This is a genomic window from Qipengyuania sp., from assembly GCF_048550555.1.
Lineage (GTDB): Bacteria > Pseudomonadota > Alphaproteobacteria > Sphingomonadales > Sphingomonadaceae > Qipengyuania.
The window spans coordinates 25,325-49,902 of sequence record NZ_JBLYYF010000037.1 but is presented as its reverse complement, the minus strand read 5'-3'; the positions used below and the strand labels follow the sequence as shown (position 1 = coordinate 49,902).

Below are 24,578 nucleotides of genomic sequence, written 5' to 3'. Positions count from 1 at the left end.
GAAGTGTGGAAATTTCGACCGGTCGAGCGCCCTACTTGACGAAACAGGCCAGCCCGTCGGCCTTGAGCGCGGCGCACAGCCGGTTGGCGCCGCTGCGATCGCCCGCGACCGCCTGCAGGCGATAGACGCGGCCGATATCGACCTGTGCCTCGACCACGCGGTGGCTGACGCCGTTGAGCGCCTCGGTCTGGCGCATCAGATTGGCCCAGGCCGCCTCGCCATCGGCGCGGCGCGGATAGGCCCCGACCTGCACCACGGTTCCGGGCGCGGCGGAGGTGCGCGGAGGCTCGTTCACCGTCGAGGCTATCGAGGGGCCGCTCTCCGCGGGCTTCGCCGCCGGCTTGGGCGGCGCGGTCTCGGCCAGCTTGGCCTCGCGGGTCTGCCCTTCGCCCACGGCGAAGCTGGTATCGCCGGTGCCGGCGAAGGTCTTGCCGCCCGGATCGTCGGGCCTGGTCTTGTAGGGTTCTTCGGGCGCGGCGATCACGCTGCCGTCCGCCTCGGGTTCGTCCGATGCCTGGTTGGCTACGAACCAGATCCCGCCCACGACCGCACCGAGCAGCACCAGCGCGAGCACGCCGATCATCAGCAGGCGCGAGGTATCGAAACCGGTCGCCTCGTGATCGTCCTCGCCCGCTTCGAGCCAGGGCAGGCTTTCGCCATCGGCGAGGTCGAGCTGGTCCTCGCCATCCCAATCCTCATCGGTGTCGTATGGCGTGGACGCCGTCATGCTCACATCTCCTCGACCGCCTCGACCCCCAAAATGGCGAGGCCGTTGCGGATCACCTGCCCGACCTGCGCCGCGAGGAACAGCCGCGCGGCGGTAAGATCGGGATCGCCTTCCTGAATGATCCGCTTCGCCGGATCATCGTTACCCGCATTCCAGAAGCTGTGGAAGGCGGCGGCGAGATCGCCGAGGAAAAAAGCGATGCGGTGCGGTTCGCGGGCCTTGGCGGCGGCCTCGACCACACGCGGGAACTGCGCGGCTTCGCGTACGAGGGCGAGCTCTTCCGCGCCCAGCCGGTCGAGATGGGCATCGCTGGGTTCGACCCCGGCCTTGCGCAGCGTCGAGCGGATGCGCGCATGCGCATACTGTAGGTAGAAGACGGGGTTGTCCTTGGACGCCTCGACCACCTTGGCGAAGTCGAATTCCATCTGCGCATCGGGCTTGCGGGTCAGCATGGTGAAACGGACCACGTCCTTGCCCACTTCCCGGACCACTTCCGCGAGCGTGACGAAGGTGCCCGAGCGCTTGGACATCTTCACCGGCTCGCCGTCGCGCAGCAGCTTGACCATCTGGACCAGCTTGACGTCGAAGGGCACGTCGCGCCCGGCGCCCTTGGTCAGCGCGGCGACGGCGGCCCTGATCCGCTTGACCGTGCCGGCATGGTCGGCGCCCCAGATGTCGATCAGCGCATCGGCCTTTTCGGCCTTCTGGAAGTGATAGGCGAGATCGGCGCCGAAATAGGTCCAAGCCCCGTTCGACTTCTTGATCGGGCGGTCCTGGTCGTCACCGAATTCGGTCGAGCGGAACAGCGGCAGCTCGACCGGCTCCCAATCCTCGGGTGGTGCCTTGCCCTTTGGCGCCTCGAGCACGCCATCGTAGACGAGGCCCTTCTCGCGCAGCCAGGCCTCGGCCGCCTCGGGCTTCTTCGCCGCCTGCAGTTCCGCTTCGGAGGAGAACAGGTCGTGATGGATGCCGAGCAGCGCGAGATCCTCGCGGATCATCTCCATCATCGCCGCGACCGAGCGCTGGCGGAAGAGTTCGAGCCATTCGCCCTCGGGGGCGTCCTTGTAGGCGGGGCCGAATTCCTCAGCCAGCCGTTCGCCGACCGGCTTGAGATAGTCGCCCGGATAAAGTCCCTCCGGAATCTCGCCGATGTCGTCGCCCAGCGCCTCGCGATAGCGCAGATGGGCAGAGCGGGCGAGGACATCGACCTGGCCGCCGGCATCATTGACGTAGTATTCGCGCGTGACGCGATAGCCCGCCCATTCGAGCAGGCCGGCCAGCGCATCGCCGACCACCGCGCCGCGGCAGTGGCCCATGTGCATCGGGCCGGTGGGATTGGCCGAGACATATTCGATATTGACCGTCTGCCCATCGCCCATGTGCGAGCGGCCATAATTCTCGCCGAGCGTGGCGATTGCCTGCAGCTCGCGCCGCCAGACGTCGCTCTGGAGGCGCAGGTTGATGAAGCCGGGTCCTGCGATCTCCGCCTCGGCGATCGCTGGATCGCGCCGCAGATGCTCGACGATCGTCTCGGCCAGCGCGCGCGGATTGGTCTTCGCCTGCTTGGCGAGCACCATGGCCGCATTGGTGGCGAGGTCGCCATGCGCGGGATCGCGCGGCGGCTCGACGGTCACATTGCCGCGATCGGTTCCGGCGGGAAGCCCGCCTTCCATTTCAAGAGCGTCCAATACCGCGTCGATGCGGGCCGCGAAGGCCGCGTGAAGTGTCTGCATGTCAGCCATGGCGCGCGCCTAGACTATCGGCGCAAAATGGCAAGATGCCAGAGGCTCAGCGGGTGACGTTGTAGCGCAGCTGCTCTTCGGTCAGCTGGAAGCCCACCAGCAGCTCGAAGGTCGCGCGCTGGACCGCCGCACGCACCGCGGGATCGGCCAGCGGATCGAGCGCGGCGTCGGGATCGCCCGCCTTGCGCTTGCGGGTGATCTGTTCGCGGATTTCTGCGGGCAGCGTCGCTTCGGCGCGATTGACATAGGCGCCGGCGGTCCCGCGAGCCGTGGCGCGCTCCTGCCCGTCGGCGAACTGCAGCGTCACGCTGCCGACTCGCTTGGTGACGACCGCCGAACCACCGCGCAGGACGGTGGAGAAATAGGGCAGCGTCACCGTGCGGCTGCCGCGCGTATCGCTACGCCGCGCCACCACGTCGAAGCTCGCTTCGGTATAGACGCGGTCACCCGCGCCCTCGTTGCAGCTCGAGCGCAGATTGGTCATCGCTGCGGTCACGTCGAGATCGGCGAGGGTGGTCGACCCCGGGGCACGGAACGTGGTAATATCGCCGGTGTAGTCGGGAATGCCGACCGCGGGGCAGGCGGTCCGCACCGCGCTGATGCCGACACCCTGATCGACGATCAGGTCGCCCTCTTTGGCGCAACCGGCCAACGCCAGGCCGAGAGCAAGCGCGGGAACAAGGCGGGTGCGGATGGTCATGCGGCAAAATTCCCTTTTACGGTCATTCGAATTCATCGCCCGGCCGGGCTGCGCGATGCCCTAGCTTGGGCAGCGCGAAAGCGCTAGAGGGCGGCACATGAATGCCCCCTTTCCATCCACGCCTGCGCCAAGCCCCGGCGAACCGCGGCTTCCGCTGAAGCTGCTGATCGCGGCTCCGCGCGGCTTTTGCGCCGGCGTCGACCGCGCGATTGAGATCGTCGAGCGCGCGCTGCAGAAATACGGCGCCCCGGTCTATGTGCGGCACGAGATCGTGCACAACCGCTATGTCGTCGACAGCCTCAAGGCCAAGGGCGCGATCTTCGTCGAGGAACTCGACGAAGTGCCCGACGACGCGCCCGTGGTGTTCAGCGCGCACGGCGTGCCGAAGACCGTCCCCGCCGAGGCCGAGCGGCGCAAGATGCTCTATGTCGATGCGACCTGTCCGCTGGTGAGCAAGGTCCACCGCCAGGCCGAACGGCAGATCGAAAAGGGCCAGCACATCCTGTTCGTCGGCCATGCCGGCCACCCCGAGGTGATCGGCACCATGGGACAGGTACCCGAAGGCCGGATCACGCTGGTGGAAACAATCGACGATGTGGCGAAGCTCGACTTCCCGCCCGGTGCCGACCTGTCCTATCTTTCGCAGACCACGCTCTCGGTCGACGATACGCGCGACATTGTCGCAGCGCTGGAGGCCCGCTTCCCGCAGATCGTCGCCCCCAAGGCAGAGGACATCTGCTACGCCACCAGCAACCGGCAGGCTGCGATCAAGGAGATGGCGCCGAGCTGCGATCTCGTCCTGGTCATCGGCGCGCCCAATTCTTCCAATTCGCTGCGCCTCGTCGAAGTGGCTGAACGGATCGGGACCGATGCCCGGCTGATCCAGCGGGCCGACGAGATCGATCCTTCGTGGCTCGAAGGGGTCGGCACGATCGGCCTGACCGCAGGCGCTTCTGCACCCGAGAAGCTCGTCCGCGAGGTGGTCGACCGCCTGTCCGACTGGCGTGTTGTCGACGAGGAAGTGGTGACCACCGCCGAGGAAAACATGGTCTTCAAGCTGCCCCGCCAGCTGACCGAATAGGGTGGCGGTCTACACCCACCTGGGGGCCGAGGACCTGGCGCGGCTCGTCGCGCAGTACGATGTCGGCGAGCTGGTTTCCTTCAAGGGCATCGCCGAAGGCGTTTCGAATTCGAACTGGCTGGTCGAAACCACGCAGGGGCGCTTCGTCCTGACGATGTACGAGCGGCGGATCGAGACCGCCGACCTGCCCTTCTTCCTCGGCCTGCTCGATCACCTTTCGGCCGCCGGCTGCCCTGTACCGCGCACGATCCACGACCGCTCTGGCGATGCCTGGCGGTTGGTCGGCGACAAGGCGGTCGCGCTGATCGAGTTCCTCCCCGGGCTGTCACCCAGCCACCCGAGCGCGGCGCAGGCGCGCGCCGTGGGCTCGGCCCTCGCACGCATGCATGGCGCCGCTGGCGATTTTCCGACCCAGCGCGAAAACCGCCTCGCGCCGCCGGATACGCTGGCGATGCTCAAGGGCTGCGGTGAGACGGCGCTCGCCGCCATCGATCTGCGATTGCCCGCCGTTCTCGACACCGGCGCGGAGATCGTGGCGGCATGGCCGGACGACCTGCCGAACTCGGTGATCCATTCGGACCTCTTTCCCGATAACGTCCTGATGCTCGGCGACCGGGTCACGGGCATGATCGACTTCTATTTCGCCTGCAACGGCGCGATGGCCTACGACCTGGCAGTGACTCATGCCGCGTGGTGCTTCGACGGCAGCGGAACGACCTGCGACCGCGAACTCGGCCGTGCCCTCGTTGAAGGTTACGAGAGCGTGCGCGCGCTCCGAGAGCGTGAGCGCGCGGCGCTGCCGCTGCTGGCCGAGGGCGCGTGCCTGCGGTTCATTGCCAGCCGCGCGCAGGACTGGCTCGAGACACCGGCCGATGCGCTGGTCCGGCGCAAGGATCCGATGGAATTCATGCGCCGGCTGGAATTCTACCGCGAGAGGGCCCAAAGCGCCTTCGCATGAAGAAGGTAGAACTGTTCACCGACGGCGCCTGCAAGGGCAATCCCGGCCCGGGTGGCTGGGGTGCGCTTTTGCGGATGGGCCCGCACGAAAAGGAACTGTCGGGCGGCGAGCCCGATACCACCAACAATCGCATGGAAATGACCGCCGCGATCATGGGCCTGCGGGCGCTGATCGAGCCGTGCGAGGTCGATCTCTACACCGACAGCAAATACCTGATCGACGGAATCACCAAGTGGGTCCACGGCTGGAAGAAGCGTGGCTGGGTCAATGCCAGCAAGAAACCGGTCCGCAATGCCGAGCTATGGCACGACCTCATCGATCTGACCGCGCACCACAGGGTCGAATGGCACTGGGTGAAGGGCCATTCGGGTCATGAGGAAAACGATCGCGTCGATCGCCTCGCCAGCGACGCCGCAGAGCGCATCGCCAACCCCGCCTCCTAGCGCTTCGATTCCCCTCGGCTAGCTGAAGCGCGCGGGCGAATAGAGCTCGGCTGCGAGCCCCCGGGTCATTGCGTCTCGCGCTTCGTCGAGCAGGAGCTGGCGGGTTAGCCGGGCCGCCGCAGGCGAGGTCTGGATGCCGAAACCTCCCTGCCCTGCGAACCAGGCGAATCCTTCCACTTCGGGATCGCGGCCATAGACCGGTCGCCGATCGGGCGCGAAGCTGCGCAGGCCTGCCCACTTGTGTTCGACCGCCTCGACCCGCCAGTCGACCACCTCGCCGACTCGCTCTATCGCCTGCGCCACCGCCAGCTCTTCCGGCGCGGCATCGCACGGCTCGCTCGGCTCCTCGTCATGCGGGCTCAGCCACAGGCGACCCGATTCGGGCTTGAAATAGAATTGTCCGCGCAGGTCGAGCACGAGCGGAAGGTCGTCGGGCACGCAAGGGTCGACGCGCACCTGCACGACCGTGCGGCGATAGGGAGTAATCCCCACAGGCCTGGCGCCTGCGAGCCGCGCGACCGGATCGGCCCAGGCACCGGCAGCATTGACGATCGTATTGGCGCGGTAGCTCTCGCCCCGCGCGGTGGTGATCGTCCAGCCTCCCTCGCCCCGCTTCAGGTCCGCCACCTGTGCCCGGCATTCGAGGTGCACCCCACCGGCACGCCCGCGGGCGAGGAAATGTCCGTGCAGGGCGGCGACGTCGATATCAGCGCAGACCGGCTCCCAGATCGCATCGGTCCAGCTGGGGCGCACGCCCGGGAGTCGCGACTGCAATTGTCCGCGACCGAGATGTTCGATGGTCGCGCCGGTGGGGACGAAGCGCTGCATGAAATCGGTGACCAGCGCCTCGTCGCCGGAGCGCGCAATATAGAGCGCGCCGCGCTGGGTCAGGAACCCGCCGTCACGCAGGGGTGCGCCGGAGGCGAGCGTCAGGGGGACGATCTCGGGCCCGCCGTAGCATTCTTCCCAGAAGGCTGCGGAGCGACCGGTGGCATGATAGCCGGGGCGCTCCTCCGCCTCGAGCAGCAAGACGCTTGCGCCGCCTTCGGCCAGCTCGGCGGCGAGGCTCGCGCCGGCAATGCCGGCACCGACCACGGCGAAATCGTAGTAGCTCACTGCGTTTGCGCGGGCGCCACGCGATCGAGAAATGCGTCGATCTCCGCCAAGGCGTGGCTGCGGACGGGATCTGCCTCGCGAAGGATTTCGTGGCGGGCCTCGTCGCCGAGGGCAACCAGCTCGCCCTTCGGTAGGCGCTGCGCGGCACGCACCGCCGCTTCATGGCTGACCAGCCGGTCCGCCGAAGTGCTCAGCACCAGCACGGGAACCTGCACCGCTTCCATCGCGCCGGCTTCCTCCAGCCTGCGGCTCGACGCATAGGCCCGCTCGACCCAGCCCCAGCTGCCCGGACCCATGACCAGTTCGGGCCGTTTCTCGCGCCACCATAGCTCGTCGGCATAGCGTTGGGCGTCGTGGGTCAGCAGGGCGCCCCGATTGGCCGGCATTTCGCCCGGCTTCTCGCTCCACTTCCATGCCGGACGGGTCGGTGCACCGATCTTCGTCATCAGCTTCGCGACCGCATGAAGCACTGCCAGCGGAAGCGGCGGGCCGGCCATCCCGATCATCGGCGCGCTCAGCACCACCGCATCGGGATTGACCAGCGAATCGACCAGCGCACGCATGACCAGATGCCCGCCCATCGAGTGCGCGGCGAGGATGTGCGGCCCCGGCGTTTGCGCCTTCCAGGCCTTCCACAGCTCCGCCAGGTCGGCGGTCCACAACGAGAAATCGGCGATATGGCCGGTGACCGCATCGTTCCCGAGCCGCCCCGAGCCCGCCTGACCGCGCCAGTCGGCCGCGGTGACCCGCCATCCGGCGCGGTGCCAGTGATCGAGCGTCTCGAGATATTTCTCGTAGAAATCGCCGCGGCCGGGAAAGAACAGGATCGAACCGCGCCTGCCGCCATCCGCGCCGGGCCAGTCGATCCGCCGGATCGCATGCCCATCGGCCAGGGCAAAAGTGGACTCGGTCGCGCCGGGCGGGATCGAGCGGCGGTCGAAGGTCTCATGCTGCGCTGCCATGCCCGTGATCGCGACCTCCTCTATGGTTACTTTTTGGTAAGCACGTTCCTGTAGCACCGCGCCCGAAGGAGAGCCCCGGGCGCCCATGCACAGCCAGACTTTCACCTACGTATTGCTCTGCGGCTTGGCAATCGCACTGCTCTGGGTAATCGTGACCGACCTGCGGAGCCGGACTATCAGCAACAGGCTGACGCTGACGATCGCCGCGGGCGCGCCGCTCTATTGGCTTTCGCTCGGCCTACCGCTCTGGCCCGGCGTCGCGCTCCAGTTGGGCCTCGCCCTGGCGGTGTTCGCGGTGTGCTGCGTGCTCTTCGCCATCCGCCAGATGGGCGGCGGCGACGTCAAGCTGCTGACCGCCCTCGCCCTGTGGATCCCGCCGTCGGAGTTTACCCTGCTGCTGGTCGCCATGGCGATGCTCGGCTGGGTGCTGACGATGGCGGTGGGCGCCTGGCGCGTCGCGCGTTCGCAGGCGACCGGGGCCAGGCCGACTTTGGATGCCGCCCTCCTCGGGCTGGGTACGGCGATTGCGGCCGTCTTCGCCAGCGCGGTGCTTGGCGGGCCGACCCTGCCCGTGCCCCAGGCGATCGCATCTCTCGGCGCCGCCAGCTCCGCAGCGATGCTGGCGCTGGTGCTCGCGCCCTTCGTCGTCCTCCTCGCCGTCACGCTCGGGTCGATCCGCATCATCCGGCGTCATGATGCCGATTTGTGGGTCCCTTACGGCCCGGCGATTTCGCTGGCCGCGATCTGGATCCTCGCCAGCGGAGAGCTGCTGGCAGGGACGGCAATTCCCGCCGGTGGTTGAGAACGCGATCTTAACCAATTCGCCCTTAGAGGAGGCAACCATACATGCCCGCCATATCGCTACGCGGGCCGAACTAGGGGGCTAGATAGCCATGGATAGGAAGAAGCTGGTTCTGCTGGTCGTCGCGCTGATCGTCGCGATCGGCACGGCACTTGTCGCGCGGAGCATGTTCGCCGGGGCAAGCGCTCCGCAGGCCGAGGCCGCGCAAGTCGAACCGCTGGGTCCCAAGGTACTCGTCGCACAGCGCGCGCTGCCGGTGGGCACGATCATCACCGCCGATGCGCTCGGTTTCCAGCCCTGGCCCGAAGAACTGGTCCAGGATGCCTACTTCCTCGACGGCGAAACCGACATGAGCAAGCTGCTCGGGACCGTGGTGCGCAATCCGATCACCGCAGGCGAGCCGGTCACGCAGGGCTCGCTCGTCGCCCCCGGCGACCGCGGCTTCCTGGCCGCCGCGCTGGCCCCGGGGATGCGCGCGATCACCGTTCCCGTGAACGCCCAGTCGGGCGTCGCCGGCTTCGTCTTCCCGGGCGACCGCGTCGACATGGTCCTGACCCAGCAGGTCGAGGGCGATGGCCCCAGCCTGAAAGCTTCGGAAACCATCCTTCGTAACCTTCGCGTGCTCGCCACCGACCAGTCGACGGTTTCGGAAAAAGCCGAGGACGGATCGACGGTGGTCAAGGAATTCCGTACCGTCACGCTCGAGGTCACGCCGGTCATCGCCGAAAAGGTCGCGGTGGCGCAGACCATCGGCACGCTGAGCCTCTCGCTGCGCTCGCTCGCCGACAACCAGAGCGAACTCGAACGCGCGATCGCCGAAGGCGACGTCACCATTCCCGACGATGCCTCGCCCGAAGAGGAAGAACGCATTCTGCGCCAGGCCATGGCGCGTCCGGTCGACGGCAAGAGCACCTATGTCACGGGCGGCGACGTGTCGCGCTTCCAGCGCCGTACCGCACCTTCGCAGGCTCAATCGAGCGCACCGCAGCAGGTCGCGCCTGCGCCCGGCGTTGCACCGGCAGCGGGGGCAAGCGCTCCGGTTTACCGGGGCCCGAGCGTCCGCGTGACCCGCGGCAAGGAAATCGAAGAAGTACCGGTGGGCGGCAAATGAGCCGGGCCGAAAAAATGAAGAGCCATTCAGGGGGCAATTCGATGAAGCGTCGTCTTATCACGAAACTGCTGCTCGCCAGCATGGCCGTCGCGCCATTGGCGACCGCACCGACCAGTGTCGCGACAGCGCAGTCGGTCGTCCGCCCGAACTCGGAGATCGTACTCTCGATCGGTCGCGGCGAACTGGTCAACGTGCCCGGCACCATGGCCGACGTGTTCGTCGCCGACGACAATGTCGCCGACGTCCAGGTCAAGTCGCAGCGCCAGCTCTATGTCCTCGGCAAGGCGGGGGGCGAAACCACGATCTACGCCAGCAATGCCGGCGGAGACATCATCTGGTCGGCCAATGTCCGCGTCGGATCCAACATCGGCAGCATCGACCAGCTGCTCGCCCTCGCTATGCCCGAAGCCAAGATTTCGGTGGCGACCATGGGATCTAACGTGGTCCTGCTGACCGGCACCGTCGCCGCACCCGAAGATGCCGAGGAGGCCCAGCGCCTCGTCGAGGCCTTCGTCGGCGAAGAGACCAACGTCATCAGCCGGCTGCGCATGGCGACGCCGCTGCAGGTCAATCTGCAGGTCCGCATTGCCGAAGTCAGCCGCAGCTTCGTCCGCGCGCTGGGCGTCAATCTGACCAGCATCGACAGCACCAGTGGCTTCCAGTTCGGTGTCGGCCAGGGCCGCAGCGGGTTCATCGCCGGGGGTGCGCTGCCCGCCCTTGGCGTCGGCAACACGCCCAAGGGCTATATCCCCGACCCGACCGACCCGACCAAGCTGATCGAGGCGGTCGGCACGACGATTACCCGCGCGTCGCCCGGCACCACGCTCGGGGCGATGGGCAAGTTCCTCGGCCTCGATGTCGGCGCGGCGCTCGATCTCGCCGAGACCGAAGGCCTGGTGACCACGCTGTCGCAGCCTAACCTCACCGCCCTGTCGGGCGAAACGGCCGAGTTTCTCGCCGGCGGCGAGTTTCCGATCCCGCTCAGCCAGGGTCTCGGAACGACCACCGTCGAATACAAGAATTACGGTGTCAGCCTCGCCTACACCCCCACGGTTCTGGCAAACGGCCGTATCTCGATGCGCGTCCGCCCCGAGGTATCCGAACTGTCGAGCCAGGGCGCGATCACGCTGAACGGCTTCCAGGTCCCGGCTTTGGTGACACGCCGCGCGGAAACGACCATCGAGCTGGGCTCGGGCCAGAGCTTCATGATCGCCGGCCTGCTGTCGAACAATGCGACCAACTCGGTCGACAAGGCACCCGGTCTGGGGGACGTGCCGATCCTCGGCAATCTGTTCCGCTCGACCACCTATCGCAAGGGCGAGACCGAACTGGTGATCGTGGTCACGCCATATCTGGTGAAGCCGGTCGACGGCAACGACATCAAACTGCCAACCGACGGCTTCCGCACGCCGACCGAATTCCAGCGCCTGCTCGGCTATCAGCAGAGCGATGGGGTGACCGGTGGCGACCGCCCGAAACCGAGCGCGGTCGAAGCGGCTCCGGCCGCGCCCGGCTTCTCGCAGGGACAGCCGGCCGACGACGGCAACCGGCAGGCAAAGGGCAAGCCCGACACGGGGCGCAACGAACGCACCGCGTCGGCCGAACCCGGCTTCAGCTTCGAATAGGGGACGAGTATCATGGCCAAGGCAATCAATCGCAAGCTCGCCGGGACGCTGACCGTCTCGCTCAGCCTCGTGCTCGGCGCCTGCGTGGGCGGCATGCCGACCGACAACCGGTCGCTCGAAAGCGCCCGCCAGCCGGTCGTCGAACGGACCAATTTCACGCTCGACGTCAGCACCTCGGGAGACGGCCTTCCCGTCTCCGAACAGCAGCGCGTCTCGGGCTGGTTCGAGGCCATGGGCCTCGGCTACGGCGACCGCATCTCGCTCGAAGATCCCACCGCCAACCCCGCGGTGAGGGAAGATCTCGCCGCGCTCGCCGGGCGCCACGGGCTGCTCGTCAGCGAAGGCACTCCGGTGACCGCCGGCTATGTGAACCCGGGCCAGGCGCGAATCGTGGTGACCCGTTCGACAGCCAGCGTACCCGGCTGCCCCGACTGGTCGGCCAATAACGAGGCAAACACGTCCAATGCGACCTACCCCGGCTACGGCTGTGCGGTGAACGGCAATCTCGCCGCGATGGTCGCCAATCCCGAAGATCTGATCGCCGGCCAGAAGGGCACGGGCGAAACCATGGTCACGACCTCGACCAAAGCCATCAAGGCCTATCGCGAACAGGTACCGACCGGCGCCGGCGGCCTGGCCGATGTCAGCACCCAAGAAGGAGGCTAAACAGCCATGAGCGCTTCACTCAAATCCAGCATGCCGGGCAATCGCGACTCCTTCGCAGCCTATGTTTGCGACGAAAATGCTCTCGACGTGCTGCGCCCGGTGGTGATCGAACTCGGCTGGGCGCCCGAGAAGTGCAACAAGGGCGGCCTGCGCAACGCGGTGCAGTCACTGTCCGTCTCGGCCAGCCCGAACATCCTAATGGTCGATCTCTCGGAAAGCGGCGACCCGCTCAACGACATCAATGCGCTCGCCGAAGTATGCGAACCCGGCACGGTGGTGATCGCGATCGGCCAGGTCAACGACGTACGCCTCTATCGCGACCTGCTCGCCAGCGGCATTCACGATTACCTGCTCAAGCCGCTGTCGGCCAACATGCTGCGCGATTCGCTCACCCAGGCGCAGGCCGTCTTCATGGCGCCGCGCACGGGCGAGGACGAAGGCGTGAAGCGCCACATCTCGTCGGCGGTCATCGGCACGCGAGGCGGTGTCGGCGCATCGACGCTGGTCACCTCGCTCGCCTGGCTGTTCTCGGTCGACAAGCGCATGCCCACGGCGCTGCTCGATCTGGATGTGCATTTCGGCACCGGCGCGCTGACGCTCGATCTCGAGCCCGGCCGCGGCCTCACCGACGCGATCGACAATCCCAGCCGCATCGACGGCCTGTTCATCGAACGCGCGATGATCCGCGCGAACGACAATCTCGCGATCCTTTCTGCCGAAGCGCCGATCAACCAGCCGCTGATGACCGACGGCGCGGCCTTCATGCAGTTGCAGGAAGAGTTCAAGCACACGTTCGAAATGACCGTGCTCGACATGCCGCGCAACATGATGATCAATTTCCCGCACCTGCTCAACGACGTGAACGTCGTCGTGCTGGCCACGGAAATGTCGCTGGCCTCGGCGCGCGACACGATCCGCATCCTCTCCTGGCTGAAGACGAACGCTCCGCATGCCCAGGTGCTGATCACCGCGAACAAGGTCCAGCCGGGCGTCGCGGAAATCAGCAGAGCCGACTTCGAAGCCTCGATCGAGCGCAAGATCGATATCACCATCCCCTTCGACCAGAAGGCCGCCGCGAACGCCGCCAAGCTGGGCAAGACCTTCGTCGATGCCAACGGCAGCACCAAGGCCACGGCGGCGATCAAGCAGCTGGCTGCGCAGATCCTGGGTGCCGGAGAAGAGGACGCCGCCGCTGCGGACAACGGAGGCGCGAAGAAATCGCTCCTCGGCTCGCTGGACCTGAAGGGTCTGCTGGCGAAGAAAAAGACCGGTCAGGTGGCAGAGCCTGCCGAGTGACGGCTTTGGCGACCGCCTCCGTGGTCGCCGGGCTCTGAAGAAACGGAGTTGACGCATGAACATCATCCAGCTGGTGCTGTTGGCCGTCGGGGTCCTGACCTTGCTGGCGATCGGCTATGCCATGCTCTCCGGCCCGAATGCGTCGAAGGCAAGCCAGCGCCGCCTGCAGCAGGTGCGCTACCGCCACTCGGAAAGCACTGACGCCAAGGTCGAATCGCAACTCAAGAAGGCCATCGCGGCGCGCAGGCCCAAGATGCATCGGGTCGCGGGCTCCTCCTCGCGGATCGAGGCTCTGGTCAACCGCCTCGACCAGACCGGCAAGGGCTGGACGCTGAGCCAGTATGCCTATGCTTCGCTCGGCCTCGGTGTCGTGGTCGCATTGCTGATGTACCTGCGCAGCGGTTCGCTCGCCCTTTCGCTCGCCATCGGCGTGTTCGTGGGGGCAGGCCTGCCGCACTTCATCGTCGGACGCGCGATCAAGAAACGGACCGCCGCCTTCAACGCCAAGTTTCCCGACGCCATCGAACTGCTCGTGCGCGGCCTCCGCTCCGGCCTGCCGGTCACCGAAACGCTCGCTGTGGTGGCGCAGGAAGTTCCCGGCCCCGTGGGCGTGGAGTTCAAGGGCATCGTCGAGCGGATCAAGATCGGCCGGACGATGGAGGAATCGCTCCAGGAAACCGCCGACCGGCTGAACATTCCCGAATTCAACTTCTTCTGCATCACGCTCGCCATCCAGCGCGAAACCGGCGGCAACCTTGCGGAAACCCTGTCGAACCTGGCGGACGTGCTGCGCAAGCGCGCCCAGATGAAGCTCAAGATCCGGGCGATGAGCTCCGAATCCAAGGCCTCGGCCTATATCGTCGGCGCGCTCCCCTTCATCGTGTTCACGATGATCTGGTGGATAAATCCGGAATACATCGGCGGCTTCTTCGAGGACGATCGCCTGATTGTGACCGGCCTCGGCGGCCTCGTGTGGATGAGCATCGGCGGCTTCATCATGGCCAAGATGGTCAGCTTCGAAATCTGAGTGGGAAAAGAATAGCGCAATGGACCCTGCAACCGGCCCCACCCTCCTCGGCTTCGACGTCTTCCTGGTCGGCTCGATCCTCGCCGGGATCGCCGCCATGGCGATGGTCTTCGCGATCTATACCGCGCTGACCATCAAGGACCCGATGAGCAAGCGCGTCAAGGTGCTCGAGGGCCGACGCGAAGAGCTCAAGATGGGTCTCGTCACCTCGCACGCGAAGAAGCGGCAGAGCCTCGTCCGCAAGACCGACACGACCGAGAAGATCAAGGACACGCTCGGCAACCTCAAGGTGCTGCAGCAGAGCCAGGTCGAAGTCGTCCAGCAGAAGCTGGCGCATGCCGGGATCCGCAACAAGGAACTGGCGATCGTCATCATCGGCCTCCGCGCGGTGCTGCCGCTGCTGCTCGGCGGCTTTGCCTTCGTCATGCTGTATGTCATCGAGGTCTACCCGGACTGGCAGATGAAGCGCGTCGCTGCGCTCGCCCTCGCCGTCTTCGTCGGATACAAAGGGCCCGAACTCTACATCGGCAATATCGCCAAGAAGCGCTCGGACGCGATCCGCAAGGGCCTGCCCGACGCGCTCGACCTCCTCGTCATCTGCGCCGAGGCCGGGCTGACGGTCGACGCCGCCTTCAACCGCGTCGCCAAGGAACTGGGCCGCGCCTACCCGGAGCTGGGCGACGAATTCGCGCTCACCGCGATCGAGCTGTCGTTCCTCAACGAGCGCAAGAAAGCCTTCGACAACCTCGCCTATCGCGTCGATCTCGATGCGGTGAAGGGCGTTGTCACCACCATGATCCAGACCGAGCGCTACGGTACTCCGCTGGCCAGCGCGCTGCGCGTGCTCTCGGCCGAGTTCCGCAACGAGCGCATGATGCGCGCAGAGGAAAAGGCCGCGCGTCTCCCCGCGATCATGACCGTGCCGCTGATCATGTTCATCCTGCCGGTGCTGTTCATCGTCATTCTCGGCCCGGCCGCATGTTCGATCGCCGACGCGTTCAGCGGCGGCATCGGCTAACCCGCCCTTCCTGCGTCCAATCGCAACCCGGAGCCTGGTCGACGCCTAGTCGACCAGGCTTTCCGCGTCGAAATCGCCCGCCTGCTCGCGGACCCGGCCGAGCATGTCGAGCAGGCTGGCGCGCTCGTCGGCGCTCAGGACGGAAAACAGTTCTTCCTCGATCTTCTGCGCCAGCGGCATGATGCCGGCATGGACCGCCCGCCCCTCGGCAGTGAGTTCGAGCAGGTGCGAGCGCCCGTCGCTGGCATTGGGCGAACGCCGCGCGAGGCCGCGCTCCTCCAGGCGACGGCAGGCGCGGTTGACCGGCACCTTGTCCATCAGCGTCTCCTGCGTCAGTTCGCGCTGGGTCAGCGCCCCGTGATCGCCGAGCACGGCCATCACGCGCCATTCGGTCGTCTTGAGCGCAAAGCGCTTGCGATATTGCTCGGCAATGCGCGTCGAGACCGCGTTCGAGGCGATCGACAATTGGTAGGGCAGGAAATCTGCGAGAAGCTGTGCTGGCTGACGTCGGGACATGCCGGCAACCTTGGATTCCTGAACGCGGCTTGGCAAGGCCGTTACCGCTGTAACTGTCACAAGCGCAACTATCGATAGGGGGGCTCGTCCCACCAGGGATAGAAGTCCGGCATGTCGGCACTCACCTTGTCGGGATAGGCAGGCGCGCGCTTTTCGAGAAAGCTGGCGATCCCTTCCGTCGCATCGGCGCTGCGACTGAGCCGGTAGATCGCGCGGCTGTCGATCCGGTGGGCATCCATCGGATGGCCGCCGGCGCCCAGCCGCCACAGCATGGCACGCGTCATCGCTACCGAGATGGCGGAGGTGTTGTCGGCAATCTCGCGCGCGATACCCCGCGCCGCATCCATCAGTTCGTCCCGCGGGTGGACCGAGCGCACCAGGCCCCGTTCCTTTGCTTCGGCGGCATCGAAGATCCGCCCGGTCATGCACCATTCGAGCGCGGTCTGCATGCCGACGAGCCGCGGCAGGAACCAGCTCGAGGCCGCCTCGGGCGTAATCCCGCGCCGCGCGAAGACGAAACCGAAGCGGGCATTGTCGCTGCACAGGCGCATGTCGAAGGGCAGCTGCATCGTGGCGCCAACGCCCACCGCCACGCCGTTGCAGGCGCCGATCAGCGGCTTCTTCGAATTGAACAGACGCAAGGTCAACCGACCGCCCCCGTCGCGGACGCGCTCGTCGGACAGGTCATCTACAGGGTTGGGGTCGGAGAATACGTGCCCTCCGCCCTCGGGAGTCAGATCCGCTCCTGCGCAGAAAGCGCGATCGCCATGCCCGGTGACGATCACCGCGCGCACGCTGTCGTCTGCATCGGTGGTGTCGATCGCATCGATCATCTCGTCCATCATGACGCGCGTGAAGGCGTTCATCTTCTCCGGCCGGTGCAAGGTGATGGTGGCCACGCCGTCGGCGATGTCGAGCTTGATCTGCGTGTAGGACATTCGTTGGATTCCCCTTCCCTCTCGGTCGATCGGGATGGAACACAAGCAACGCCGTGCTGGCAAGGAAAAGCGCGATGCGCAGATTATTGGACCGCAAACTCGAGCGGTTCCCGCCGCCCAGAGAAAAAGTTTCAGGAACGCCGCACCCGCAAGGTCCGTTGCAAAAGCGAACCTCTCTTTCAACGACCAAGGTGGCCCATGGCGCAGATCACGACCAACAATCCCGCAACCCGCGAAGACATCGAGACCTACGAACTGACGTCGCGGGACGAGGCCTTCGCCAGGATCGAGGCAGCGCAAGAGGCGTTCCTCGACTGGCGCGGCCTGAGCTTCGGGGACCGCGGGGCCATCCTGCGCCGGATCGCCAAGACGCTGCGGGACAACGCCGACCGGATCAGCCAGTTGATGACGCGCGAAACGGGCAAGCTGCTGCGCGACGGCAAGACCGAGGTGGAAATCTGTGCGCGCATTTTCGAATACAGCGCCGACAACGGCGCCCGAGTACTGGCCGACGAGGAGCGCGACCATTCGGGCGGAAAGAAGCGCGGCATCGTCACCTATTCCCCGATCGGGGTAATCTACTCGATCCAGCCGTGGAACTTCCCGCTCTACCAGCCCGTGCGCGTGCTCGCTGCAAATGCGATGGCGGGCAACGCCTGCATCCTCAAGCACGCCTCGATCTGCACGGGCAGCGGCCTGCTGCTGCGCGACCTCTGTCTCGAAGCGGGCCTCCCCAAGGGCCTCTTCGACGTCGTCCTCGTCGACCACGATCTGTCCGATGAGATCATCGCGCACGAACTGATCCGCGGCGTGACGATGACCGGCAGCGACGGCGCGGGCCGCCACATCGGCAGCAAAGCCGCAGAAGCGCTGAAGAAGACCGTGCTGGAACTGGGTTCGAACGATGCCTACCTGGTCCTCGAGGACGCCGACATCGATCTGGCGGTGAAGACCTGCGTCACCGGGCGCCTCTACAACAATGGCGAAACCTGCGTCTCGGCCAAGCGCTTCGTGGTCGCCGACGCGGTCTATGACGCCTTCATCGACGCTTTCGTCGCTCGCATGAAGGCGGCGAAAATGGGCGATCCGACCGCGGAGGACACGCAGCTTGGCCCGGTTTCCAGCAAGGAACAGTTCGAGACCCTTGTCGAGCAGGTGAGGAAAAGCATCGACGGCGGCTGCACGCTGCTGTGCGGCGGCGATCCGGAGGACGATCCCGAAGGGTGGTACTACCCGGCAACCGTCCTTGCAGACTGCCAGAAGGGCACCCCGGCCTATGACGACGAGCTGTTCGGCCCGGTCGCCTCGATCATCCGCGCCAAGGACGACGAGGACGCCATGCGCATCGCCAACGACAGCCGATACGGTCTCGGCGGCGGCATCTTCACCAAGGATCAGGACAAGGCGATCCGGCTCGCGCGCGACCATTTCGACACCGGCATGGTGCGGATCAATTCCTTCGGCGCGGCCGACCCCAACATGCCTTTCGGGGGCGTGAAGGATTCGGGTTACGGCCGCGAGCACGGTGGCTTCGGGATGAGGGAATTCGTCAACGCCAAGGCGATCTTCCTGCCCTGAGCCGGCCCCCTCGATACTGGAGAGCTTCATGAAAATCCTCGTCGCCGGCGCAACCGGGAATACCGGCACCCGACTCGTCCACGAACTGTGCCGCCGCGGTCACGAACCCGTGGCGCTCGTTCGCCCATCATCGGATACCGGTGCGCTGCCCGATGGCGCCCGACAGCGAGTAGGCGATCTGACCGATCTGGCGGACGACGTTACGGAGGGCTGCGAGGTGATCGTCTTCGCGGCCGGTTCGGGTGGCGACACCGGCGCGGAGATGACCGACAAGGTCGACCGCGATGGCGCCATCAGGCTGATCGAGATCGCCGAGAAGACCGGCGTGCGCCGCTTCGTCATGCTCAGTTCGGTCGGGGCGGACGCACCGGATCCCGACAGTGATCTGGCTCATTATCTCGCGGCGAAACATGCTGCCGACGAGCGGCTGAAGCACAGCAGCCTCGAATATGCCATTCTGCGGCCGGCGTCGCTTACCGATGACGGTCCCACCGGATCGGTGCGGCTCGGCCCGAAGGTCGATCCCAAGGGCAAGGCTGCGCGGGGCGATGTCGCCATGCTGCTGGCCGATGCGGCGGAGCGGGATCATTGGACCGGAGCAGTCCGGATGATGGAGACGATCTACTGAGGATCGCCTTGCAAGGGAAAACGCCGCCCGCTCCAGTGGAGCGGGCGGCGCATCTTGCCAGAGGCCGCGAGCGCCCGACGCGGCGCCCGGAGAGCTTTCCCCGCGCCTAGCGAGGCGCCATGCGGATGGCACCGTCGAGGCGCACGTCCTCGCCGTTGAAATAGCCCGTTTCGATCATGCACATGGCGAGCTTGGCATATTCCTCCGGATTGCCGAGGCGCTTGGGGAACGGCACGCTGGCCGCCAGCGCTTCCTTCACCTGGGGCGGCGCAGCATTCATCAGCGGGGTGTTGAAGATGCCCGGGAGGATGGTGTTCACGCGGATGCCTTCGCGCATCAGGTCGCGCGCGATCGGCAGCGTCATGCCTACCACGCCGCCCTTCGAGGCCGAATAGGCCGCCTGGCCCATCTGCCCGTCCTCGGCCGCGACCGAGGCGGTGTTGACGATCGCGCCGCGATCGCCCTCGTCGGTGAGCGGGTCGAGGGTCATCATGCCTGCGGCCGACTTGGCGATGCAGCGGAAGGTGCCGATCAGATTGACCTGGATGACGAAGTCGAAGGCGCTGATCGGGAAGCTCTTGATCTCGCCGGTCTGCTTGTCTCGGCTGGCGGTCTTGATGGCATTGCCAATGCCCGCGCAGTTGACGAGGATGCGTTCCTGGCCGTGCGCCTCGCGCGCCTTGGCGAAACCGGCGTCGACGTCCTCGTCGCTGGTTACATTGACCTTGCAGAACACCCCGCCGATGTCCTTGGCGACCGCTTCCCCCTTTTCCTCGTTCATGTCGAAGATGGCGACCTTGGCCCCCTTGGCCGCGAGCGCGCGGGCGGTGGCTTCGCCGAGGCCCGACGCGCCGCCGGTCACGACTGCGGGGGTATTGCTGCTGACTTCCATTATTCTCTCCTGAAGTGTGACCCAGCGAAGGCCGGGGCCTTGTTCGGTGTGGCGGGAGGCCCCAGCCTTCGCTGGAGCTCAATCGATCGCTAAAGCGCTTCGACGATGGTGACGTTGGCGACGCCGCCGCCTTCGCACATCGTCTGCAGGCCGTATTTCTTGCCGCGCGCCTTGAGCGCGTGGACCAGCGTCGCCATCAGCTTGGTCCCGCTCGCGCCGAGCGGGTGGCCGAGCGCGATGGCGCCGCCGTTGACGTTGAGTTTGTCCGGATCGGCACCGAGATGCTTGAGCCAGGCGAGCGGGACCGGGGCGAAGGCTTCGTTGACCTCGTAAAGGTCGATATCGCCGATATTCATGCCCGCGCGCTGCAGCGCCCGGTCGGTGGCGAAGAGCGGCTCTTCTAGCATGATCACCGGATCGCCCGCGGTGACGGTGAGATTGTGAATGCGCGCCATCGGGGTGAGGCCGTATTCCTTGAGCGCCTTTTCGGAAACGACCAGCACCGCGCTGGAGCCGTCGCAGATCTGGCTGCTGGTGGCTGCGGTGATCGTGCCTTCGGGGCTCAACAGCTTGACCGAAGAAATGCTCTCGAGTGTCGCATCGAAGCGGATGCCCTCGTCGACCGTGTGCATCTCGGTGCCTTCGGGGGTTTCGACCTCGACCGGGACGATCTCGGCCTCGAAGGCGCCCGACTTGGTCGCCTCGATCGCCTTCTGGTGGCTCGACAGCGCGAAGCGATCGAGATCGTCCTTGGTGAAGCCATGCTTCTTGACGATCATCTCGGCGCCCATGAACTGGCTCCACTGAATCCCGGGGTATTTCTCCTCGAGCCCGGGCGATTTGTAGTTCCCCAGCCCTTCCTTCATATGGAACATCGCGGTCGAGCCCATCGGCACGCGGCTCATGCTCTCGACACCGGCGGCGATGACCACGTCCTGCGTCCCGCTCATCACCGCCTGCGCGGCGAACTGGATCGCCTGCTGCGACGAACCGCACTGGCGATCGATAGTCACTGCGGGCACGCCCTCGCCGAGATGCTTGGCCGCGAGCACGGCATTGCGGCCGACCTGCATGGCCTGTTCGCCGCCCTGGCTGACGCAACCCATCACCACATCGTCGATCGCCTTGACCTCGAGCCCGCTGCGCTCCATGATCGCGTCGAGCGACTTGGCAGCGAGATCGACCGGGTGAATCCCGGCGAGGCGACCGCCGCGCCGGCCCCCGGCTGTGCGGACGGCTTCGACTAGATAGGCTTCGGGCATTGTCATCCTCTCGTAGCTTTTCTGAAACCATTAGGTTTCGTTTAGGTACCGGTTGCCTAGGCCCACCTTACGTGAACGTCAATCGGAACGGGTCGCTTTCGCTGCCGGAGATTTTCCACTCAATGCGGGTCGCCTGCCCCGAGTGAAATTTTCGGCAAACCAGCAGGTGTGACATCGGCGTCACACCCCCTTACACAATCCTTGCAAATCGTAACAAAACCTTTGCATTCGGCGCGTCCCTAAAGGCACATGCGAGCTTCCACTGGAGGGACTGCACATACGTTTGGGCTTCGGCGCATCCGGATTCTCCGTTCCTCCCAGGGGTTCCTTGGAGATCCGACCTCAGGGGTCGGTCGATCAATAGAGGGATTAACAGAGTGAAACTCCACACCTATTTCAAAGCAAGCGCGGCTCCCGCTGCCCTTGGCCTTGCCCTGCTTTCGCAGCCGGCAATGGCTCAGGACACGGGTGACGATGCTGAAGCAGCACCGACTGGCGGTGCCATCGTCGTTACCGGTTCGCGTATCGCGCGTCCGGACGTCGAAAGCGCCAGCCCGGTCACCGTCGTCGGCGCTCAGGAAGTTGCCGACACCGGTACGGTCCGCGTCGAAGACCTGGTCAACTCGCTGCCGCAGGTTCTCGGTGGCCAGAACGCCTTCATCGCCAACGGCGCTTCGGGTACGGCAACCGTCGACCTTCGCGGTCTCGGCACTGCCCGTACCCTGGTCCTGATCAACGGCCGCCGCCTGCAGCCGGGTGACCCCGCGCTGCCCGCAGCCGACCTCAACCAGATCCCGGCGTCGCTCATCGAGCGCGTCGAAGTTCTGACCGGCGGTGCATCGGCCACCTACGGTGCCGACGCTGTGGCCGGCGTTGTCAACTTCGTCATGGACACCGACTTTGAAGGCGTCCGTCTCGATGCGACCTACGGTTTCTACCAGCACGACAACGACACCAACCAGGTCGTTCGCGGTGATGGTCAGACCGTCAACGATCGTCAGGCTGCCCGTGGCTTCGTTGCTCCCAAGGGCAATGACGTCGGCGGTTCGCAGTACAATGTCGAACTCACCGTCGGCGCTGCCTTCGATGATGGCCGCGGCCACGTCACCGGCTATGTCGGCTATCGTGAAGTCGAAGCGCTGCTCCTCGGCGACCGCGATTACTCGTTCTGCGCCCTGACCGGCGGCGGTGCTGCCGACAATGCGTCGTGCGGTGGTTCGTCGACCGCTCCCTACGTGACGGTCACCGATCCGTTCTTCCAGCTGTTCGGCGGCCTGGTGGGCGACGGTTCGGACGACTTCAGCCGTCCGTACGAAGCGTACAACTACAACCCGATCAACCACTTCCAGCGTCCGGATACTCGCTACACGGCGGGCTTCTTCGCTGACTATGAAATCTCGCCCGCGGTCACGGCCTATGCCGAGTTCATGTTCATGGACGACCGTTCGAAGGCGCAGATCGCGCAGTCGGGTACCTTCTTTGCCGACCAGTACAACATCACGTGCGACAGCCCGCTGTTTACGGATGCCCAGGCCGATTACCTGTGCAACACCGTCGACTTCGGCTTCGAATATACGGATGCGGACGGCAACGTTCTCGGCCCGGTTGCTCCGGGTATCGACGGCAACCCGTTCTACGGTGACGCCGTGGGTGACGATACGGACGGTGACGGCTATCCCGACGCCAACCTGGTCGATCCGACCGGCGCCGGCGTGATCCCGCTCTACCTCGGTAAGCGTAACATCGAAGGTGGTCCGCGTTTCGACGACCTGCGTCACACCGCGTATCGCATCGTCGCCGGTCTGCGTGGTCCGATCACCGATTCGATCCGTTACGATGCATCGTTCCAGTACGGCACGACCATCTTCAGCCAGGTCTACAACAACGACTTCTCGCGTTCGCGCCTTCGCAATGCCCTTCAGGCAACCACCGATGCCAACGGCAACGTGGTCTGCCAGTCGGTTGTCGACGGTACGGACCCGAACTGCGCGGTTTACAACCCGTTCCAGGGCCCCGGCATTATCGCCGGCACCGATCCGCGTAACGGCATCACCCAGGCAGCCATTGACTACGTCAATATTCCGCTGCTCTCGAAGGGTGAAGTCGAAGAAGTCGTCGCCAACGCCTACATCGCCGGCGATCTGGTTTCGATCGGCAACGCCAGCCCGATCGGCTTCGTCCTCGGTGCGGAATATCGTGAAGAGCTCATTTCGACTCGCAACGACGTTTCGTTCCAGACGCAGGACGGCGCAGGCCAGGGTAGCCCGCAGCTGGACGTGGACGGCAAGTTCGACGTGAAGGAAGTCTTCGGCGAACTTCGCATCCCGCTGATCGAAGACGGTTTCGTGGACATGCTCGCCCTCGAACTCGGCTATCGCTATTCGGACTACAGCACCGGCTCGTCGACCGACACCTACAAGATCCTGGCCGAGTTCGCTCCGGTCGACTGGATCAAGTTCCGTGGCGGTTACAACCGTGCGGTCCGCGCCCCGAACATCCTCAACCTGTTCGCTCCGAACCGGATTGCGCTGTTCGGCGGCAACGACCCGTGCGCCGGCACCACCCCCGACTACACTGCCGCGCAGTGCGTCAATCTGGGTGTTCCGACGTCGCGCTACGGTACCGTTACCGCTAGCCCGGCTGCTCAGTACAACCAGTTCATCGGTGGTAACCCGAATGCACAGCCTGAAAAGGCCGATACCTACACCGTCGGTGTGGTGATCGAGCCCGATATGGCCATTCCGGGTCTCACGCTGGCTGTCGATTACTACGACATCACGGTCGATAACGCGATTTCGACCCTTGGTGCGCAGACGATCATCAACCAGTGCGGTCTCACCGGCGATCCGTTCTACTGCAGCCTGGTTACCCGTGCTCCGGGCAGCCTGACGCTGTGGACGAACGGTGGTCAGGTCACCAACACGACGCTGAACGTCGGTGGCTTCTCGACCTCGGGTGTCGATATCGCTGTCGGATACAACCGCTCGATCGGCGCAGGCCGCCTGAACTTCCAGTTCAACGGTACCTGGCTGAACGAATATGCGTTCGACACGGGTATCCCGACGGCGACTACCGACGGTATCGGCGATTGCGCCGGCTACCACGGTACCGTCTGCGGCACCCCGGCTCCGGAATGGCGCCACACCATGCGTCTCGGCTACACCTTCGACTTCGGTTTCGGTGCGTCGATCCGCTGGCGTCACTTCGGCGCGGTCGATTGGGACCAGCGCAGCACCGACGGCGACCTCGGCACGGGCGCAGCAGCTTCGGTTGGCGACATCGGCCAGCAGAACTACTTCGACCTGACGCTGTCGTATGACCTCGATCCGGTGACGCTCCGCCTCGGCGTGAACAACATCCTCGACAAGGAACCGCCGATCATGGGCGCCAACTATGGTGGCAACAACGGCAACACCTATGTCGAAACCTATGACCCGGTCGGTCGCCGCATCTTCATGAGCGCGACCCTCCAGTTCTAAGCTTCGGCAAA

General features: G+C 65.6%; 22 protein-coding genes. 13 read left to right on the top strand and 9 right to left on the bottom strand.

Features of this window, described 5'->3' with window-relative positions; genetic code table 11:
- Positions 1-31: 31 nt before the first annotated feature.
- Genes ACN4E0_RS09090 through ACN4E0_RS09080 form a run of 3 tightly spaced genes read right to left on the bottom strand, consistent with a single transcriptional unit; the run spans position 32 to position 3,169 of the window.
- The gene (locus ACN4E0_RS09090; RefSeq protein WP_419567280.1) at positions 32-727 is read right to left on the bottom strand and encodes an SPOR domain-containing protein; all 696 of its coding nucleotides are present in this window, start codon (positions 725-727) and stop codon (positions 32-34) included.
- A gap of 2 nt (positions 728-729) precedes the next feature.
- Positions 730-2,469 (bottom strand): arginine--tRNA ligase, encoded by a 1,740-nt coding sequence (gene argS / locus ACN4E0_RS09085; protein WP_419567278.1) that lies wholly within the window; start codon positions 2,467-2,469, stop codon positions 730-732.
- Positions 2,470-2,515: 46 nt separating this feature from the next.
- A complete protein-coding gene (locus ACN4E0_RS09080) occupies positions 2,516-3,169 on the bottom strand; it encodes a hypothetical protein (protein ID WP_419567276.1) in 654 nt (217 codons plus the stop codon).
- 97 nt (positions 3,170-3,266) lie between these two features.
- On the opposite strand from ACN4E0_RS09080, the gene ispH reads away from it, so the two are divergent.
- Genes ispH through rnhA form a run of 3 tightly spaced genes read left to right on the top strand, consistent with a single transcriptional unit; the run spans position 3,267 to position 5,651 of the window.
- The gene (gene ispH, locus ACN4E0_RS09075; protein WP_419567275.1) at positions 3,267-4,250 is read left to right on the top strand and encodes a 4-hydroxy-3-methylbut-2-enyl diphosphate reductase; all 984 of its coding nucleotides are present in this window, start codon (positions 3,267-3,269) and stop codon (positions 4,248-4,250) included.
- Between the two features lies 1 nt (position 4,251).
- Positions 4,252-5,208 carry a homoserine kinase gene (locus ACN4E0_RS09070; RefSeq protein WP_419567274.1) on the top strand — a complete coding sequence of 319 codons (957 nt, stop codon included), beginning with the start codon at positions 4,252-4,254 and terminating at the stop codon, positions 5,206-5,208.
- Positions 5,205-5,651: a ribonuclease HI gene (gene rnhA / locus ACN4E0_RS09065; protein WP_419567272.1), complete on the top strand. Its 447-nt coding sequence runs from the start codon at positions 5,205-5,207 to the stop codon at positions 5,649-5,651. Before ACN4E0_RS09070 ends, rnhA begins: the two co-directional genes overlap by 4 nt.
- A gap of 18 nt (positions 5,652-5,669) precedes the next feature.
- Here rnhA and ACN4E0_RS09060 read toward each other — a convergent pair whose 3' ends face one another.
- Complete coding sequence (locus ACN4E0_RS09060) at positions 5,670-6,767, bottom strand: NAD(P)/FAD-dependent oxidoreductase (RefSeq protein ID WP_419567271.1); 1,098 nt, start codon at positions 6,765-6,767, stop codon at positions 5,670-5,672.
- Complete coding sequence (locus ACN4E0_RS09055; protein ID WP_419567269.1) at positions 6,764-7,729, bottom strand: alpha/beta fold hydrolase; 966 nt, start codon at positions 7,727-7,729, stop codon at positions 6,764-6,766. Before ACN4E0_RS09055 ends, ACN4E0_RS09060 begins: the two co-directional genes overlap by 4 nt.
- 85 nt (positions 7,730-7,814) lie before the next feature.
- On the opposite strand from ACN4E0_RS09055, the gene ACN4E0_RS09050 reads away from it, so the two are divergent.
- The 7 genes from ACN4E0_RS09050 (at position 7,815) to ACN4E0_RS09020 (ending at position 15,274) form a co-directional block, all read left to right on the top strand.
- A complete protein-coding gene (locus tag ACN4E0_RS09050; protein ID WP_419567267.1) occupies positions 7,815-8,531 on the top strand; it encodes an A24 family peptidase in 717 nt (238 codons plus the stop codon).
- Between the two features lie 91 nt (positions 8,532-8,622).
- Positions 8,623-9,642, top strand: a complete 1,020-nt coding sequence (gene cpaB, locus ACN4E0_RS09045; protein ID WP_419567265.1) for a Flp pilus assembly protein CpaB — start codon at positions 8,623-8,625, stop codon at positions 9,640-9,642.
- A gap of 41 nt (positions 9,643-9,683) precedes the next feature.
- Complete coding sequence (locus ACN4E0_RS09040; RefSeq protein ID WP_419567263.1) at positions 9,684-11,267, top strand: type II and III secretion system protein family protein; 1,584 nt, start codon at positions 9,684-9,686, stop codon at positions 11,265-11,267.
- 12 nt (positions 11,268-11,279) lie between these two features.
- On the top strand, positions 11,280-11,933 hold the full coding sequence (locus ACN4E0_RS09035) for a CpaD family pilus assembly protein (RefSeq protein WP_419567262.1): 654 nt from the start codon (positions 11,280-11,282) through the stop codon (positions 11,931-11,933).
- A gap of 6 nt (positions 11,934-11,939) precedes the next feature.
- Complete coding sequence (locus ACN4E0_RS09030; protein ID WP_419567261.1) at positions 11,940-13,229, top strand: pilus assembly protein CpaE; 1,290 nt, start codon at positions 11,940-11,942, stop codon at positions 13,227-13,229.
- Positions 13,230-13,284: 55 nt separating this feature from the next.
- A complete protein-coding gene (locus ACN4E0_RS09025) occupies positions 13,285-14,256 on the top strand; it encodes a type II secretion system F family protein (RefSeq protein ID WP_419567259.1) in 972 nt (323 codons plus the stop codon).
- A gap of 19 nt (positions 14,257-14,275) precedes the next feature.
- Positions 14,276-15,274 carry a type II secretion system F family protein gene (locus ACN4E0_RS09020; protein ID WP_419567257.1) on the top strand — a complete coding sequence of 333 codons (999 nt, stop codon included), beginning with the start codon at positions 14,276-14,278 and terminating at the stop codon, positions 15,272-15,274.
- A 45-nt stretch (positions 15,275-15,319) separates the two neighbouring features.
- Here the strand turns inward: ACN4E0_RS09020 and ACN4E0_RS09015 are convergent, their stop codons facing one another.
- Positions 15,320-15,790: a MarR family winged helix-turn-helix transcriptional regulator gene (locus ACN4E0_RS09015; protein ID WP_419567256.1), complete on the bottom strand. Its 471-nt coding sequence runs from the start codon at positions 15,788-15,790 to the stop codon at positions 15,320-15,322.
- A 68-nt stretch (positions 15,791-15,858) separates the two neighbouring features.
- Positions 15,859-16,728 carry a crotonase/enoyl-CoA hydratase family protein gene (locus tag ACN4E0_RS09010; RefSeq protein ID WP_419567254.1) on the bottom strand — a complete coding sequence of 290 codons (870 nt, stop codon included), beginning with the start codon at positions 16,726-16,728 and terminating at the stop codon, positions 15,859-15,861.
- A 198-nt stretch (positions 16,729-16,926) separates the two neighbouring features.
- Here ACN4E0_RS09010 and ACN4E0_RS09005 point away from each other — a divergent pair, with 198 nt between their 5' ends.
- A complete protein-coding gene (locus ACN4E0_RS09005; RefSeq protein WP_419567253.1) occupies positions 16,927-18,306 on the top strand; it encodes an NAD-dependent succinate-semialdehyde dehydrogenase in 1,380 nt (459 codons plus the stop codon).
- 28 nt (positions 18,307-18,334) lie between these two features.
- The gene (locus tag ACN4E0_RS09000; protein ID WP_419567252.1) at positions 18,335-18,934 is read left to right on the top strand and encodes an SDR family oxidoreductase; all 600 of its coding nucleotides are present in this window, start codon (positions 18,335-18,337) and stop codon (positions 18,932-18,934) included.
- A gap of 106 nt (positions 18,935-19,040) precedes the next feature.
- Here the strand turns inward: ACN4E0_RS09000 and ACN4E0_RS08995 are convergent, their stop codons facing one another.
- Together ACN4E0_RS08995 and ACN4E0_RS08990 are read right to left on the bottom strand one after the other, a co-directional pair.
- Positions 19,041-19,826 carry an SDR family NAD(P)-dependent oxidoreductase gene (locus ACN4E0_RS08995; RefSeq protein WP_419567251.1) on the bottom strand — a complete coding sequence of 262 codons (786 nt, stop codon included), beginning with the start codon at positions 19,824-19,826 and terminating at the stop codon, positions 19,041-19,043.
- 89 nt (positions 19,827-19,915) lie between these two features.
- Positions 19,916-21,088 (bottom strand): acetyl-CoA C-acetyltransferase, encoded by a 1,173-nt coding sequence (locus ACN4E0_RS08990; RefSeq protein ID WP_419567250.1) that lies wholly within the window; start codon positions 21,086-21,088, stop codon positions 19,916-19,918.
- 377 nt (positions 21,089-21,465) lie between these two features.
- On the opposite strand from ACN4E0_RS08990, the gene ACN4E0_RS08985 reads away from it, so the two are divergent.
- The gene (locus ACN4E0_RS08985) at positions 21,466-24,567 is read left to right on the top strand and encodes a TonB-dependent receptor plug domain-containing protein (protein ID WP_419567249.1); all 3,102 of its coding nucleotides are present in this window, start codon (positions 21,466-21,468) and stop codon (positions 24,565-24,567) included.
- Positions 24,568-24,578: the final 11 nt, after the last annotated feature.

Coding starts and splice junctions, on each gene's coding strand:
- ACN4E0_RS09090 (WP_419567280.1), bottom strand. CDS start 727: ATGACGGCGTCCACGCCATACGACACCGATGAGGATTGGGATGGCGAG.
- argS (WP_419567278.1), bottom strand. CDS start 2,469: ATGGCTGACATGCAGACACTTCACGCGGCCTTCGCGGCCCGCATCGAC.
- ACN4E0_RS09080 (WP_419567276.1), bottom strand. CDS start 3,169: ATGACCATCCGCACCCGCCTTGTTCCCGCGCTTGCTCTCGGCCTGGCG.
- ispH (WP_419567275.1), top strand. CDS start 3,267: ATGAATGCCCCCTTTCCATCCACGCCTGCGCCAAGCCCCGGCGAACCG.
- rnhA (WP_419567272.1), top strand. CDS start 5,205: ATGAAGAAGGTAGAACTGTTCACCGACGGCGCCTGCAAGGGCAATCCC.
- ACN4E0_RS09055 (WP_419567269.1), bottom strand. CDS start 7,729: ATGGCAGCGCAGCATGAGACCTTCGACCGCCGCTCGATCCCGCCCGGC.
- ACN4E0_RS09050 (WP_419567267.1), top strand. CDS start 7,815: ATGCACAGCCAGACTTTCACCTACGTATTGCTCTGCGGCTTGGCAATC.
- cpaB (WP_419567265.1), top strand. CDS start 8,623: ATGGATAGGAAGAAGCTGGTTCTGCTGGTCGTCGCGCTGATCGTCGCG.
- ACN4E0_RS09040 (WP_419567263.1), top strand. CDS start 9,684: ATGAAGCGTCGTCTTATCACGAAACTGCTGCTCGCCAGCATGGCCGTC.
- ACN4E0_RS09035 (WP_419567262.1), top strand. CDS start 11,280: ATGGCCAAGGCAATCAATCGCAAGCTCGCCGGGACGCTGACCGTCTCG.
- ACN4E0_RS09030 (WP_419567261.1), top strand. CDS start 11,940: ATGAGCGCTTCACTCAAATCCAGCATGCCGGGCAATCGCGACTCCTTC.
- ACN4E0_RS09025 (WP_419567259.1), top strand. CDS start 13,285: ATGAACATCATCCAGCTGGTGCTGTTGGCCGTCGGGGTCCTGACCTTG.
- ACN4E0_RS09020 (WP_419567257.1), top strand. CDS start 14,276: ATGGACCCTGCAACCGGCCCCACCCTCCTCGGCTTCGACGTCTTCCTG.
- ACN4E0_RS09015 (WP_419567256.1), bottom strand. CDS start 15,790: ATGTCCCGACGTCAGCCAGCACAGCTTCTCGCAGATTTCCTGCCCTAC.
- ACN4E0_RS09010 (WP_419567254.1), bottom strand. CDS start 16,728: ATGTCCTACACGCAGATCAAGCTCGACATCGCCGACGGCGTGGCCACC.
- ACN4E0_RS09005 (WP_419567253.1), top strand. CDS start 16,927: ATGGCGCAGATCACGACCAACAATCCCGCAACCCGCGAAGACATCGAG.
- ACN4E0_RS09000 (WP_419567252.1), top strand. CDS start 18,335: ATGAAAATCCTCGTCGCCGGCGCAACCGGGAATACCGGCACCCGACTC.
- ACN4E0_RS08995 (WP_419567251.1), bottom strand. CDS start 19,826: ATGGAAGTCAGCAGCAATACCCCCGCAGTCGTGACCGGCGGCGCGTCG.
- ACN4E0_RS08990 (WP_419567250.1), bottom strand. CDS start 21,088: ATGCCCGAAGCCTATCTAGTCGAAGCCGTCCGCACAGCCGGGGGCCGG.